The following is a 12,576-nucleotide window of genomic DNA, read 5'->3' as shown; positions in this document are numbered from 1 at the left end:
AGATCCCGTTGGCGGTGAACAGGGAACCCTCTGAAAACGGCTGGCCGAACAGGTCTTTAAATAATTCCTCGACCCGGTCGTAGGGAATGAGTTGGTACTGATTCATGTAGACAGCCAGTGATTTGATCAGGGGACCATACTGCACCGGCCGGTTCACGCTTTCAGGAAATGATGCCTTGTTGCAGACACCTTAAGACAGGACAGGTTTTTGCCCGGCTTGGCGCCTGGGCGCCTCCAGTCTTAAGGGAGGTGTGTCTACCACCTGTCGCCTTTCGAAAGACTCGGCGCTGCCAGGAAGGGATGCGCCACAATGTTGGCCTTGCGTTACCTAAGTGTACCTCTATTTTGTCTGGTTTTGATGTCATTTCCAAGGTATGGCCGGGATGACCTTTTAAGGGCGCCGCTTTTTTTGCGCAGGCTTTTAGTTCTGGCAAGACCATCACTGGAAGGAGGTTTGCCGCTGTTCACCTGAGTAGTTACCTTATTTTTTTTGTTGTAAAATATACAAATTTATTGTAATTATTTTGGTTTGACCAGGTATTTGATTTTTCTATTATTAAATTAAATAAATTGGTGCAACTTTTACCAGACCGGGATATGTCCCACGTTCAGATTGCAGCTTGCATTGCAGGCTTAAATACATTGCCGAAAGCAACATGTTAAAAGTTAATATGTGTTAAAAGTTAATATATTTATAAGGAAGTGATTTTATGGAAGATGAGAAAGATGCAGCTTGTTGTTGGCAGGACGGAGGTGTCAACCCTTTTCATGAAACCCCCACCCTTATTAAATCCGCTCATGAAAGTAAACATAAACGTGGCATAGAATATTATCTCGATAAAATCAAGGAATGGGAGTACTGTTATTGCGCAAATTGCAGGCAAATGAGATTTAGTACGGAGCTTGAAGCAACAGAGGACGGGATTCGCTGCGCCAAATGCAAAAGTTATAATCTGGAAGAACCTGGCTGGGTTGTTTGCCCTTATCACAAAGATTCATTGGTTAAGTGCGCCCGGGCGGGTAAGGGAATAGTGAAGTTGAAGCATGAAGCCGAATGCAAGGATCACTGCCATTTCCGAGTAGCCAGAGGCACATAATAAAAATTAGAGAAATATAAGAAGAGGTGGTACAGGGAAGTAGGGATAGTTGTGGTTTTTTAGTGTTTAAAAAAATTGCAAGGAGGGGATCAAAACGTGTATCTGCCAAATTTTGAATATTTTCAGCCGGATAGTATTGAGGAAACCTGCCAATTATTGTCACAGTTTGGTTCCAAAGCCAAATTGATCGCCGGCGGGACCGATGTCATCATCAAGATGAAAAAAGAATTGTTGGCGCCGGAAATCCTCGTCTCCATCGAGAAAATCGACCAATTGAAAAAAATCGAGTACGTACACGGCAAAGGTATTGTTATCGGAAGCGGAGCTACCCATAACGATTTAGTCTATTCAGAGCTTTTGCATGAAAAATACCTGTCCATATCGGAAGCAGCCCGGCAAATGGCGAACAACCAGGTGCGCAACCTCGGCACCGTCGGCGGCAATATCGTCAGCGCCGTACCTTCCGCAGATCTGCCGCCAATACTCGTCGCCCTTGGCGCAACCGTTAAAATTACGGGTGTGAAGGGAGAGCGGGCTATGGATCTGGAAGATGTTTTCATCGGTCCCGGCAAGACCGTTTTGTCACAAGACGAAATTATCACCGAAGTAATCATTCCCGACCAGAAAATGACCGGTAGCAATTACATAAAATTCGGGCTGCGGGCATCGGGCGCGTTAGCCGTTGTTGGCGTGGCGGCGGCTGTTCAAATTGAAAACAATGCCGTTAAAGAGGCGAGAATAGTACTGGGAGCGGTTTCACCCACACCGGTAAGGGCAAAGAAAGCCGAGGAGTTCTTGAAAGACAAGAAAATCAGCGACGAACTGTTGGCCGAAGCAGGGGTCATTGCCTCCGGGGAATGCGTGCCTATCACAGACATACGGGCCTCGGCCGAATATCGCAAAGACATGGTGCGCGTCTTTACCAGACGGGCATTGCGTAAAGCTATCGACGAAGGACATGCTTAAGAAAGGGGCGCTGAAAATGTTAAAGTTTGTTACAGATGAAGACGGAGTCAAGCGTTATTTAGTTTCATTAAAAGTTAATGGAAACGCATATACAAAAATGGTTAAAGCCAACAGCCTGCTGGTAAATTTCTTACGGGAGGAAATTGACCTTACCGGAACTAAAAAAGCGTGCGAACAGGCCGACTGCGGCGCCTGCACCGTTCTGCTGGATGGAAAACCGGTCAACTCCTGCATGATTCTGACCATTAACGTCGACGGGCGGGAAGTCACAACCGTTGAAGGTCTCGCTTCAAATGGAAAGCTGGACATACTACAGGAAAAATTCATCGAACACTCGGCGCCGCAATGCGGCTACTGCACTCCCGGTATACTCATGTCAGCTAAAGCGCTGCTTAATCGCAATCCCCACCCAACCGAACACGAAGTGCGCGAGGCTATAGCTGGCAACCTTTGCCGCTGCACAGGATATGTCAATTACGTCAAGGCAATTTTAGACGCTGCTGAAAATCAATAAAGAAAGGGATGGGAACATTGAGCGAAAAACATTCCTATGTAGGGAAAAGCCTTCAGAGAACTGATGTACTGGATAAGGTGACCGGGCGCGGCAAATTTGCCGGCGATCTCAAATTTTCAAACATGCTGTATGGAAAACTTATTCGCAGCACCCATGCCCACGCGCGAATTTTAAATATCGACACATCCGAAGCGGAAAAACTGCCTGGTGTAAAGGCCATTATTACTGCCAAAGACGTGCCCTCGATAAAATTCGGACTCAGCCCAGCACGCTATGACGAAACTATATTTTGCACCGACACAGTCAAATTTTATGGTGATAAAATAGGCGCTGTGTGTGCGGTTGACGAAGATACAGTATATGAAGCACTCAAGTTGATTAAAGTCGAATACGAAGTGCTGCCGGCCGTATTTACTCCCGCTGAGGCGGCAGAAGAAAGCGCTCCGCAAATATTCGAAGAATATCCGCGTAACCTCAACACAGAAATTCATCAGCATTTCGGTGATTGCGACAAAGCACAGGAAGAAGCCTATTACGTGCGCACCGACCGCTTCCAGGGACAGCGCACGATACACGGCGTTATCGAACCACACTGTACGATTGCCTACTGGGAAGGGAAAAGAGTAATTATTCATGCAGCCCACCAGTCAGTACACTATATGCAGCATCACCTGGCCCGGATTTTTGGAATGAAAGAAGGCGACATTCGCGTAATCACCCCCTTTGTGGGCGGCGGTTTCGGCGGTAAACTAGATGTCAGCGGCCTGGATGTTTCAGCCGTTATCCTTTCCAAAATGACCGGCCAGCCGGTCAAAATGTCTTATGACCTGGAAGAAGTATGGTTAAACGGCCGAGGCCGCCACGGCATGGATATGGAATACACCACCGGTGTAACTAAAGAAGGAAAAATCCTATTCGTGAAAAATGAAATTATCCTGGACGGCGGTGCATACTCCGGTCTGGGTGTAGCCTCGTCTTACTATGCGGGAGCCCTGCTGACCGTATTATATGATTTCGATAACTACAAGTTTGACGCATACCGGTACGTAACCAACCTGCCGCCCTGCGGGGCACAAAGAGGACACGGGCAGCCGCACCCGCGCTACGCTTTTGAAAGCCACCTGGATCACATCGCCGAAGATATCGGTATAGACCCGATCGAGATGCGTATAATTAATGCCCGCAAATCCGGTGATGTAACACCAAACGGATACGAATTAAAGTCATATTTCTTGAAAGAAGCAAATGAACTGGCTCGGGACGCCTCCGGTTGGAAAGACAAGAAAGGTAAAATGGCCAAGGGCAGAGGCATTGGCGTCGGCAACGGCGGTTTCGTTTCCGGAGCCGGTTTCTGTCAGTACCGGACCGACCTGCCGCACTCGATAGGCATGATCAAAGTGTATGACGACGGGACCCATGCGATCGTATATTCCAATGCAGTCGATATTGGTCAGGGCAGCGACACGGTGCTTAGACAGATGGCCGCTGAGGGGATGGGTTATCCATTTGACGACATCACAATCGTGTCCCATGACACCGACCTGGCTACCCTTGATTTTGGCGCTTACGCAAGCCGGCAGACCTTGATGGCCGGTTGGGCGGTAAAAAGAGCGGGAGAAGATGTCAAGAAAAAGATTCTTGAGATGGCGGCGGAAATGATGATAGTCAAGGAGGACGGCGGTTACCGCTCTGGCAAGTTGATGCCGGAAGAACTGGATTGCAGGGAAGGCATCGTATTTATGAAGCAGGAACCGGCTCTTAGATTAACCTTTGCTGAAGTGGCACGTGCTTACTTTGTGAAAAACGGCTTATTGATCGGACGCGGCTACTACCACCCCGGCAAACTGGGCGGCGCGCACAAAGGGGCGGCGGTGGGCACATCCCCGGCTTACAGCAGCGCGACCCAGATTTCTGAAGTGATTGTTGATGAAGAAACCGGTCTGGTAAAAGTTCTCAATACGTGGGACGTGCACGACAGCGGCGTCGCAATCAACCCGAATTTACTGCATGGCCAGGTGCACGGCGCCTTTGCCATGGGCATTGGTGAGACCCTCTGGGAAATAGTAACATTTGATAAAAATGGAAAACTCCTCAACGGAAACTATGCTGAATACCGGCTGCCGACCGCACTGGATATGCCGCCGGTGCATTCATTGCTTTTGGATACTTTCGAACCCAACGGGCCTTACGGAGCGAAAGAAGTTGGCGAGGGCGCCACAACTCCGACCCTGGGTTGTATTGCCAACGCTGTATACGACGCCACAAAAGTCCGGGTATCCAGCCTGCCGCTTACTCCGGAGAAGGTCTGGCGTGCCATGAAGGAAAAAAGAGAACGGGAAAAATAATCCGGGCACCTGCGCTTTTGACGGTATTTGATAGCCAAAGGCGGACATGCCGGCGGAGAAACACCCTGAAAAAGAGCCTTACCAGATCTGAAAGGTTGAAGAACTATGCCTAAAAATGATAACATTTCGGCAATTGTCCTTGCTGCGGGGTATTCTTCACGGATGGGGAATTTTAAGCCTTTGTTGCAATTAGGGCCTTATAGAGCTATAGAACACGCCGTCCTGTGTTTTCAACGGGCGGGGATAGGTGACGTAAGGGTGGTGGTAGGCTTCCGGGCGGAAGATGTCGAGGAGATAGTCAAACCGCTGGGTACTGGTGTTGTTTTTAATCCTGATTTTCCGCTTGGGATGTTCTCCTCCATCCAGGCCGGAGTCAGGACCCTTGAGCCGAGTGTACAGGCTTTCTTTATGTTGCCGGTGGACATTCCGCTAGTTACGCGTACAACAGTTGAGAAAATACTGGATTGCGGCCGTCCGTATCAGCATGGTGTTATTTACCCCGTTTTCAACGGTAGGCGGGGCCATCCTCCTCTTATAACGACAAGATATAAGGATGAGATCATGAGCGGCATTGATCAGGGCGGCTTGCGGGGAATACTGGCCTTGCATGAGCACGAAGCTTTTAATATAGAGGTGGATGATGAGACTGTATTGCTGAATATGAACACGCCGGAAGATTATTATAACCTGCTAAGTTATCTTTAAATGAGGTAATTTATAACAAAACTGCAGGGGGCTTTAAAATGAATCAAAAAGAAATTGATGAAATCAATAAAACTATACCTTTCGTAGATGCGAAAATATTATGGAAAAAAGATTATGGGTGGACATCGCAATATTGGGAAAAAATGCATAAAACGGGCTGGAGAATGGTTCAATCAAAAGAAGATCCGGAAATTATTATTATTCAAGATGAAAATGGGACAAATTTGTTTTCCGCTCATGACAGGATAACTTTGCTGCAGCTATTGCTTAATTGCTTTAGTAAAGCGTGAAGAAACCGGTGGCGGAGATTCTAGCGTCAATTCCATAGTCGCAAAAAAGGCTGTGACGGCCATAATATTTTTATGAACATTAAAAACCGATCACCAGTTGCGTCAAAACTGACTTATGTTTGTTGACTGCAACGGCAAATATAATGACTGGCGTTGAATAAGCATCTGCCCCATTTCGCAGTGGCAGAGGACTTCTTCGGCGCCATCTTTTATTGCATAGCAGTTGACCTCCCTAATGTAAGTATATTTTTAGACAGGTGTCTTTTGTAGGTGGCGCTTCCAAAGATATTGACATGCCAGACGATTATCTGTCAGCCAACCGGTTCTAATTCATTTTTGCCGCGCGTTAGAAAAAAGGTTTATGCAGCCGGCAGGAGAATTTTTAATGTATATAAAATTAATGTATATAAAATTATGAATAGAGAACACGCATATTATTGAATATGTGTTTTAGCAAAAATGAATTGGGAAGGACAGGAAAATTTGAGCGATTCCAGACCTATCGGCTTATTTGATTCCGGATTGGGAGGACTTACCGTATCAAGGGAAATATTCAACCTGATGCCTGATGAATCAATAGTTTACTTCGGGGATACTCTGCATGCGCCTTATGGATCACGCAGAACACAGGAATTAATTAATTTTGCCGATCAAATAATTGCTTTTCTGGTAAGTTGTAATGTGAAATATATTGTCTTTGCCTGCAATACTAATTCTTCGCTTTCTCTTCGGGTTATGAGAAAAAGGTATTCAGTTCCCATGAAAGGCTTGATTGAACCGGGAGCGAAACTGGCTGTAAGCTCCACTGTGAATAAAAGAGTCGGAATTATCGCAACGGAGGCGACTGTAAACAGCCGCGCATACCAGCGTGCAATCAATTCATTGAATCCGTCTGTTTCTGTTTTTGCCCAGGCTGCTCCGCTTCTGGTGCCTCTGGTAGAGGCCGGGATGCCGGAAACCCGGGAGGCGTTTGAAGCTGTATGTGAATATACGGAACCATTAAAATCAGCTGATATAGATACTTTAATCCTTGGCTGTACTCATTATCCGTTTCTTTACGAACATTTCCGGAAATGCCTTGGTCCTGAAATTATTTTTGTTGATCCCGCCGCTGCAACAGTTCTAGAATCAAAGGAAGATATGGACAGTCTAAATATGTTAAAAAGATCATCGAAAGGTAATCCCAGTCACCGTTATTTTGTGAGCGGGGACCCTTCCGATTTTGCTTTTAAAGCTGAAAAACTGGGATGCGGCCGGATTAATGCTGAACGTGCAGTACTGGATAAGAGCTGAAGGTGATTGCTGGCGCCGATGAACAGAGGTAAAATAGGGATTACAACAACCATACCTGTTGAAATTGTTTATGCCGCCGGATATGTTCCGGTTGATCTGAACAACCTGTTTATAAATGATCCTGATGCCTTAGCGCTTGTCGAACAGGCTGAAATAGCGGGGTATCCGCGTAATACCTGCGCATGGATAAAAGGCCTTTACAGTATCGCGTTAAAACACAAGGATATACGGACAGTTATTGCAGTTACCCAGGGTGATTGCAGCAACACACATGCCCTTATGGAAACACTCCAATTGGAAGGTGTAAAAGTTGTCCCTTTTGCATATCCTTTTGACCGTGACAGGGATCTTTTAAAACTGCAGATAGAGAAACTGATGTCCTTTTTTGGAGTAAATGATCAGCAGGTTAATCCGGTTCGCGAAAAGCTCAATAAAATCAGGCGTAAGGTATGGAGAATCGATCAACTTTCATTTACCGAAAATTTGATCAGCGGCTGGAGCAACCATTATTATCAGGTCAGCTGCAGCGATTTTAAAAGCGATCCTGAAACATTCGAAAAGGAACTGGATAATTTTTTAGCGGATTTGGAGGGGGCAGTTCTGCAAAAGCCCGGAATCAGGCTGGGTTATGCCGGTGTGCCGCCGATAATGGATGATTTGTACAGCTACGTGGAGGAAAAGGGCGCCCGAGTTGTTTTTAACGAAACACAGCGTCAGTTTACGATGCCGTTTGAAACACAAGATTTGGTTGAACAATATCGTTTATATACTTACCCGTACGGTATTTTTTTTCGTTTGCAGGACATTCTGCAGCAGATCGAAAAACGTAAATTAGACGGCCTTATCCATTATGCCCAGGGTTTTTGTTTCAGACAGATAGAAGACATGATCATCAGAAAAAAAATAAATATTCCGGTGCTTACCCTGGAAGGGGACAAGCCCAATCATTTGGATGCGCGGACACGGACGAGAATCGACGCCTTTTTAGAAATGATCGGCCAGTCTAAATAATATATAATGAATAAAGGGGAGGAATGCATGTGAAAAAAGTTGTCTTAGCGTACTCCGGTGGTCTCGATACTTCTATAATTATTCCATGGCTTAAAGAAAATTATAATTGTCAGGTAATCGCCATGGTTGCCGACCTGGGGCAAGGCGACGAGCTTGACCGGATCGAGGAAAAGGCGGTTAAGAGCGGCGCCAGCAAAGTTTATGTCCAGGATGCAAGAAAGAGATTTATCGAGGAATATATTTTCCCGGCCCTAAAAGCCGGAGCAATATATGAAGGCAGATACCTTTTGGGCACTTCCCTGGCCCGTCCTTTAATCGCCCAACTGCTGGTGGAAGTGGCCGAAAAGGAAGGGGCCGAAGCGATTGCCCACGGCGCAACCGGCAAGGGCAACGATCAGGTCCGCTTTGAACTGGGCGTTAAAGCGTTAAACCCGCGTTTAAAGATAATTGCGCCCTGGCGTGAATGGAATATAACCTCCAGGGATGAAGCGATAGATTACGCCAACGCAAGAGGCATTCCCGTGCCCGTAACGAAGGAGCGGCCATACAGCATGGATCGCAACCTCTTGCACCTCAGCCATGAGGGAGGACTTCTTGAGGATCCGGCCAATGAAATGCCTGATGATGTCCTGATGCTTACTGTGCAGCCGGAAAAAGCGCCCGATAATCCCACCTATCTGGAAATCAATTTCGAACGCGGAGTGCCCAAAAAGGTCGACGGTATAGAGCTTGATCCCGTTTCTCTGTTTGAAAGATTAAACCTGATCGGCGGCGCCAACGGAGTTGGCGTGGTTGATATGGTAGAGAACCGTCTGGTAGGAATTAAATCACGCGGCGTCTATGAAACGCCGGGCGGAACATTGCTTTTTATTGCGCACAGAGAGTTGGAAAGCCTTTGCCTGGACAGGACGACCATGCATTTTAAAGAAATAGTGGCTTCGAGATACTCCGATCTGGTTTATGAAGGGGTATGGTTCGCGCCTTTAAAAGAAGCCCTGGACGCCTTTGTGGAAGATACTCAAAAGACAGTTACCGGAACGGTGCGCCTTAAATTGTATAAAGGCAGCTGTACACCGGCGGGGTCTTCTTCGCCTTATTCATTGTACGATCCGGAACTGGCCACTTTCGGGAGCGATCAAGTTTATAACCAGGCGGACGCCACCGGATTTATCAATATTTTCGGTCTGCCTTTAAAAGTAAGGGCGCTGATGGAGGAGAAAGCTGGCTTGAAGAGTGGGAAGAAATAAGAAAATTCTTGTTGTGTTCGGCACCAGGCCGGAAGCAATTAAAATGGCGCCGCTGATCAAAGAACTGGCCCGCTATCCTGAAGAGATCACCTGTCTTGTCGCTGTAACGGCCCAGCACCGGGAAATGCTTGATCAGGTACTTGATCTTTTTGTCATCCGGCCGGATTACGATTTGAATATCATGAAATCCGGACAAAGCCTTTTTGAGATTACCTGCAGGGCTCTTTCCGGTCTGCGGGAAATATTAAATAAAGAGCGCCCGGACCTGACGCTTGTTCACGGAGATACAACAACCACCTTTGTTTCAGCGCTTGCAGCCTATTATTTGCAGATACCTGTAGGGCATGTAGAAGCAGGCCTTCGTACGGGGGATAAATATGCCCCCTTTCCGGAAGAGATTAACAGACGGCTTACTGCGGGAATAGCCGACTTGCATTTTGCGCCGACCAGCCTGGCCAGGGACAACCTTTTAAAAGAGGGCGTCAGCAGGGAAAAAATTTTCGTTACCGGAAATACTGTAATTGATGCGCTCTTTTTAACGTTAAAGGACAACTATCGTTTTAATAATAGTGCTTTAAACGGCATAGACTATAAAAACCGCAGAATAATACTTGTGACCACTCACCGGCGTGAGAATTTTGGCGGGCCAATGAAATCGGTCTACAGAGCGCTTAATACAATTGTTGATTCTTACCAGGACGTTGAGTTTATCTTTCCGGTACACAGGAACCCGATTGTTAGAAACGCCGTTGACGAATTGTTAAGCGGCCTTGATCGCGTGCACCTGGTTGATCCGCTTGAGTATGAACCATTTATTAACCTGATGAGCCGCAGTTACCTTGTGCTTACTGATTCAGGCGGGCTTCAGGAGGAGGCCCCGGCTCTGGGCAAACCGGTGCTGGTCTTAAGAGATGTTACGGAAAGACCCGAGGCTGTATGGGCGGGAACAGTACGTATAATCGGTACGCAATATGAAAAGGTTGTTTCCGAGGTCCGGCAGTTACTGGATGATCAACAGCATTACAAGAGGATGTCCGAGGCGGTAAATCCATATGGGGATGGGAAGGCTTCAGAACGCATCTGCCAGGCTATACTTTACTATTATGGATATAACAAGAAGCCTTTCTCCGAATACTGCGCCCGGTAAAATTTTAAAGCAAAAATTTTAGGTCTTTATGCAGGATTTGCGTATTACCCGTAGAAAATAATATAATTGTAATTGTGCAGGTATGTATTTATAGAATGAAAGAAAAAAAACGCCCTAAAGAGGGACAGGTTGCTCTAAACGACAAAAATAACGAATCAACAAAAAAGACATTTAACATAATAAGAATTTATGCGCTGGCTTCAACCCTGGGTTTTCAGGTCGCAGCGCCGATCGTGATTGGGATATTGGGTGGTCAATATCTTGACAGCAAATTGGGAACAGGGCCGTGGCTGATGATTGTATGCCTGTTCCTGGGGTTGGCGGCAAGTATAACCGGTCTCTTAAGGCTTGTAGAGAATATATTCGGGGAGGAGAAAAAGGAATGAGGGATCTGCCTTTTGAGCAACTGGCAGGCAGTACTCTAAAGGTTTGCGCATTCTTGCTTATTCCCTGTGGAATTCTTTTATCATTAAATTACGCGCCAAATGTAGCCTGGGGCTTGCTTATCGGGATCGGCACAGGCATGTGGAATACATATTTTATGGCCAGAAGATCAAAATTAATCGATCCCGGTGACGATTATTTTAAATTAAAGCTGCAGAAAAGTTTACTGACGGGTGTTTTAATCCGTCTTTTAACTATTTTGGCAATGTTTTGTTTGGCATATAGAATTTCGCCGGTAACGGCAATTGCCGCCAGCGCGGGTATGATCGCGGTCTGGGGCATTTTTACTGTTATTGCAGCCGGGGCTATGGCCAAACAGGCTAAAAAAGATTTACAGGTTTACAAACATAACTAATCTAAGTAGTCAGAGGAGATTTAGTTGTTGCAATAAACGCTGACTGCTTATATAGTTGTTAAGAATAAATAATTAATCTTTAGACAAAGGGGGTGATAATTGAGAATGTTGGAACATACTGAACATGCTTTAAATTTCTGGGGATTTCAGCCCGCCGGGTCCTGGCATTGGGGAATGATTGGCAATTTTTCAATTGATGTTAACCCAAAAACACTTATTGTAACATGGCTGACAATGATCTTGGTAGCTCTCTTTACCGTTGCTGCAACGCGTAATTTATCCTTAAAAAAGCCGAATGGAATACAAACAATTTTTGAAATGTACTATGATTTCGTTATCGGCCTTGTCAAGGAGCAAATTAGTGACCCTGCAAAAGTAACTGCATTTATGAGTATCCCGCTGACGTTTTTTATTTTTATTCTATTTTCCAATTTACTGGGGTTAATTCCCACACTTACGTCACCCACAGCTGATTTAAACACAACTGTGGCGTTTGCTTTAACTACGTTTATTATTTTTGAATTTCTTGGTATCTATTACCAAAAGGGAAAGTTCTTTAAACATTTTCTACAGCCATTTGTGTTTTTCCTGCCCATCAACATTATGGAGGATGTATCAAAACCAATCACCCTGTCCTTCCGTCTCTACGGAAACATTTTTGCGGGTGAAATGTTACTCCTCGTCATCATGACAATGATGCCGCCAATTATTAATTGGTGCGGCGGTTTTATTCTTCCGGTAATCTGGTTGGCTTACAGTATTTTTGTAGGCGGGATTCAGGCTTTTATTTTTACTATCTTAAGTACGGTTTATGTGGCTCAAAAAGTCAGTGATTCAGGCCACTAAAAATTTCAGGTCTTACAGAAAGGAGGGAGAGAGATGGAAGTAGGAGCAGGTGCTGCCATTGGAGCTGCTATAGCAGTAGGATTAGGCGCATTAGGCGCAGGAATTGGTGACGGTCTGGCAACATTCGCAGCCGTGTCGGGTATTGCCCGTCAGCCGGAAGCGCAGGGCAAACTTATGACGACCATGTTTATCGGTATCGGTCTTGTTGAAGCTATTCCTATCATTGGTGTGGTTATTGCCTTCATGCTTTTTGGTAAAGTTGGCGCCTAATTATTTATGCAACTAACAGGGAACGGCATAGCGGGCGTTTAATATC

Annotated in this window: 14 protein-coding genes; all 14 read left to right on the top strand. The window is 45.9% G+C overall.

Annotation, left to right across the window (positions count from 1 at the left end; translation table 11 throughout):
• Nucleotides 1-710 precede the first annotated feature (710 nt).
• The 14 genes from DEH07_10385 (at nt 711) to DEH07_10320 (ending at nt 12,530) form a co-directional block, all read left to right on the top strand.
• The gene (locus DEH07_10385; protein ID HBY04903.1) at nt 711-1,097 is read left to right on the top strand and encodes a hypothetical protein; all 387 of its coding nucleotides are present in this window, start codon (nt 711-713) and stop codon (nt 1,095-1,097) included.
• 96 nt (nt 1,098-1,193) lie between these two features.
• Complete coding sequence (locus DEH07_10380; protein ID HBY04902.1) at nt 1,194-2,063, top strand: xanthine dehydrogenase family protein subunit M; 870 nt, start codon at nt 1,194-1,196, stop codon at nt 2,061-2,063.
• A gap of 16 nt (nt 2,064-2,079) precedes the next feature.
• Entirely contained in the window at nt 2,080-2,577 is a 498-nt protein-coding gene (locus DEH07_10375) for a (2Fe-2S)-binding protein (protein ID HBY04901.1), read from the top strand.
• 17 nt (nt 2,578-2,594) lie between these two features.
• Nucleotides 2,595-4,922, top strand: a complete 2,328-nt coding sequence (locus DEH07_10370; protein HBY04900.1) for a 4-hydroxybenzoyl-CoA reductase subunit alpha — start codon at nt 2,595-2,597, stop codon at nt 4,920-4,922.
• Between the two features lie 105 nt (nt 4,923-5,027).
• A complete protein-coding gene (locus DEH07_10365; GenBank protein HBY04899.1) occupies nt 5,028-5,627 on the top strand; it encodes a nucleotidyltransferase family protein in 600 nt (199 codons plus the stop codon).
• A gap of 38 nt (nt 5,628-5,665) precedes the next feature.
• Nucleotides 5,666-5,917 (top strand): hypothetical protein, encoded by a 252-nt coding sequence (locus tag DEH07_10360; protein ID HBY04898.1) that lies wholly within the window; start codon nt 5,666-5,668, stop codon nt 5,915-5,917.
• A gap of 483 nt (nt 5,918-6,400) precedes the next feature.
• Nucleotides 6,401-7,210, top strand: coding sequence for a glutamate racemase (locus DEH07_10355; GenBank protein HBY04897.1), 810 nt, complete (start codon nt 6,401-6,403; stop codon nt 7,208-7,210).
• 18 nt (nt 7,211-7,228) lie between these two features.
• Nucleotides 7,229-8,221 carry a 2-hydroxyglutaryl-CoA dehydratase gene (locus tag DEH07_10350; protein HBY04896.1) on the top strand — a complete coding sequence of 331 codons (993 nt, stop codon included), beginning with the start codon at nt 7,229-7,231 and terminating at the stop codon, nt 8,219-8,221.
• Nucleotides 8,222-8,250: 29 nt separating this feature from the next.
• A complete protein-coding gene (locus tag DEH07_10345; protein HBY04895.1) occupies nt 8,251-9,468 on the top strand; it encodes an argininosuccinate synthase in 1,218 nt (405 codons plus the stop codon).
• Between the two features lie 43 nt (nt 9,469-9,511).
• Nucleotides 9,512-10,615, top strand: a complete 1,104-nt coding sequence (locus tag DEH07_10340; GenBank protein ID HBY04894.1) for a UDP-N-acetylglucosamine 2-epimerase (non-hydrolyzing) — start codon at nt 9,512-9,514, stop codon at nt 10,613-10,615.
• A gap of 95 nt (nt 10,616-10,710) precedes the next feature.
• A complete protein-coding gene (locus DEH07_10335) occupies nt 10,711-11,001 on the top strand; it encodes a hypothetical protein (protein HBY04893.1) in 291 nt (96 codons plus the stop codon).
• On the top strand, nt 10,917-11,414 hold the full coding sequence (locus DEH07_10330; GenBank protein HBY04892.1) for a hypothetical protein: 498 nt from the start codon (nt 10,917-10,919) through the stop codon (nt 11,412-11,414). The genes DEH07_10335 and DEH07_10330 overlap by 85 nt, the downstream gene beginning before the upstream one ends.
• 105 nt (nt 11,415-11,519) lie before the next feature.
• Entirely contained in the window at nt 11,520-12,260 is a 741-nt protein-coding gene (atpB, locus tag DEH07_10325; protein ID HBY04891.1) for an ATP synthase F0 subunit A, read from the top strand.
• 33 nt (nt 12,261-12,293) lie between these two features.
• On the top strand, nt 12,294-12,530 hold the full coding sequence (locus DEH07_10320; protein ID HBY04890.1) for a hypothetical protein: 237 nt from the start codon (nt 12,294-12,296) through the stop codon (nt 12,528-12,530).
• The last annotated feature ends 46 nt before the right edge of the window (nt 12,531-12,576 follow it).

The organism is Desulfotomaculum sp. (assembly GCA_003513005.1).
Lineage (GTDB): Bacteria > Bacillota > Desulfotomaculia > Desulfotomaculales > Nap2-2B > 46-80.
This window is presented reverse-complemented; position numbering and strand designations above follow the sequence as displayed.

What these genes read in the sequence shown, in the direction of transcription:
- DEH07_10360 (HBY04898.1), top strand. Translation starts at nt 5,666, where the DNA reads ATGAATCAAAAAGAAATTGATGAAATCAATAAAACTATACCTTTCGTA.
- DEH07_10365 (HBY04899.1), top strand. Translation starts at nt 5,028, where the DNA reads ATGCCTAAAAATGATAACATTTCGGCAATTGTCCTTGCTGCGGGGTAT.
- DEH07_10385 (HBY04903.1), top strand. Translation starts at nt 711, where the DNA reads ATGGAAGATGAGAAAGATGCAGCTTGTTGTTGGCAGGACGGAGGTGTC.
- DEH07_10330 (HBY04892.1), top strand. Translation starts at nt 10,917, where the DNA reads ATGCCTGTTCCTGGGGTTGGCGGCAAGTATAACCGGTCTCTTAAGGCT.
- DEH07_10335 (HBY04893.1), top strand. Translation starts at nt 10,711, where the DNA reads ATGAAAGAAAAAAAACGCCCTAAAGAGGGACAGGTTGCTCTAAACGAC.
- DEH07_10340 (HBY04894.1), top strand. Translation starts at nt 9,512, where the DNA reads ATGGCGCCGCTGATCAAAGAACTGGCCCGCTATCCTGAAGAGATCACC.
- DEH07_10375 (HBY04901.1), top strand. Translation starts at nt 2,080, where the DNA reads ATGTTAAAGTTTGTTACAGATGAAGACGGAGTCAAGCGTTATTTAGTT.
- DEH07_10350 (HBY04896.1), top strand. Translation starts at nt 7,229, where the DNA reads ATGAACAGAGGTAAAATAGGGATTACAACAACCATACCTGTTGAAATT.
- DEH07_10320 (HBY04890.1), top strand. Translation starts at nt 12,294, where the DNA reads ATGGAAGTAGGAGCAGGTGCTGCCATTGGAGCTGCTATAGCAGTAGGA.
- atpB (HBY04891.1), top strand. Translation starts at nt 11,520, where the DNA reads ATGTTGGAACATACTGAACATGCTTTAAATTTCTGGGGATTTCAGCCC.